Annotated in this window: 2 protein-coding genes; both read left to right on the forward strand. The window is 77.1% G+C overall.

Annotated features, from left to right (window positions below; translation table 11 throughout):
• The first annotated feature begins 72 nt into the window (after positions 1-72).
• Complete coding sequence (locus Q0112_RS14580) at positions 73-1,182, forward strand: aminodeoxychorismate synthase component I (RefSeq protein ID WP_297976513.1); 1,110 nt, start codon at positions 73-75, stop codon at positions 1,180-1,182.
• The coding region (locus tag Q0112_RS14585; protein ID WP_297976510.1) for an aminotransferase class IV at positions 1,143-1,613 on the forward strand (471 nt) is incomplete at its 3' end. The genes Q0112_RS14580 and Q0112_RS14585, both read left to right, overlap by 40 nt.

A 1,613-nucleotide genomic window follows, 5' to 3' on the forward strand; every position in this document is an offset into this window, starting at 1 on the left:
GCCATTGACCAGGCCCTTTCGCGGGCGCATCTGGCGGGGGCGCGGGGAGCGGGGGCAGGGTTGGCCGACTTCATCGAGCTCGATTGCGGACCGGGCGGCGGGCCGGCGCGGTTCGCCCGCCCGGTCGAGATCGTCGCCGCGCGGGGTCCGGACGAGGTGCCGGGCGCGCTCGCTGCGCTCGACCGGGCGCTCGCGGGCGGGCGGTGGGTCGCGGGCTATGCCGCCTACGAGCTCGGCTACTGCTTCGAGGCGCGCCTCCTGCCGCTGCTGCCGGCCGGCCGGCGGCTGCCGCTGGTCGAGTTCGGCGTCTTCGACGCGCCGGGGCCGGCGGTGCCGGCGGCGCCGGGCGGCTGGCTCGGGCCGCTCCGCCCGGAGTGGGACGCGGCCGCCCATGCCGCCGCCTTCGCGCGGGTCAGCGCCTATATCCGCGCCGGCGACATCTACCAGGCGAACCTGACGATGCCGCTCCGCGGCGGCTGGGGCGGGTCGCCGGCGGCGCTCTATGCCCGGCTGAGCGCCGGCCAGCCGGTCGGGCACGGGGCGCTGGTCGTGCTGCCGGGCGCGACGCTCCTCTCGCGCTCGCCCGAGCTCTTCTTCGCGCTCGACGGGGCGGGCGGGATCGAGGCGCGGCCGATGAAGGGGACGGCGCCGCGCGACCCCGACCCGGCGCGCGACGCGAGGCTGGCGGCGGCGCTCGGGCGCGACGAGAAGAACCGGGCGGAGAACCTGATGATCGTCGACCTCTTGCGCAACGACATCTCGCGCATCGCCGAGGTCGGCTCGGTCCGGGTGCCGGAGCTCTTCGCGGTGGAGAGCTACCGGACGGTGCACCAGATGGTGTCGCGGGTGACCGGGCGGCTGCTGCCGGGGACGAGGCTCTCGGCGGTGTTCGCCGCGCTCTTCCCCTGCGGGTCGGTGACCGGGGCGCCGAAGCTCCGCGCGATGGAGATCATCCGCGAGCTCGAGCCCTGGCCGCGCGACGCCTATTGCGGGGCGGTCGGCTGGGCGGGGCCGGACGGGCGGGCGTCGTTCAACGTGGCGATCCGCACGCTGGCGCTCTATCCGGGCGGGGAGGCCGTCCTCAACGTCGGGGGCGGCGTGGTGGCGGATTCGACCGCCGCGGCCGAATATGAGGAGGCCCTGTGGAAAGCGCGCTTCGCCGCTCCGCTCCCGCCGACCTGAGGCTGATCGAGACCTTCCGCTGGGAGCCGGGGGGCGGGTTCGTGCGCTGGCCGGCGCATCTCGCCCGGCTGCGCCGGTCGGCGGCGGCGCTCGGGATCGCCTTCGACGAGGGGGCGGTGGAGCGGGCGGTGGAGCGGGCGCTGGCCGGGGTGGCGGGCGAGGGGGCGCTGCGGGTGCGGCTGACGCTGGCGCTCGACGGAGCGGCGGAGGCGACGGCGGCGCCGCTCGGGGTGGGGAAGGCGGCGTGGGCGGTGGCGCTGGCCGGGGAGCGGCTCTTCTCGGGGGACCCGTGGCTCGCGGTGAAGTCGACGCGGCGGCCGCTGCACGACGCTGCGCGCGCCGCGCTGCCCGAGGGGGTGGACGAGGCGGTCCTGCTCAACGAGCGGGGCGAGGTGGCGGAGGGGACGATCACCAGCGTCTTTCTCGACCTG

Source organism: uncultured Amaricoccus sp. (assembly GCF_937858865.1).
Taxonomy (GTDB): Bacteria; Pseudomonadota; Alphaproteobacteria; order Rhodobacterales; family Rhodobacteraceae; genus Amaricoccus.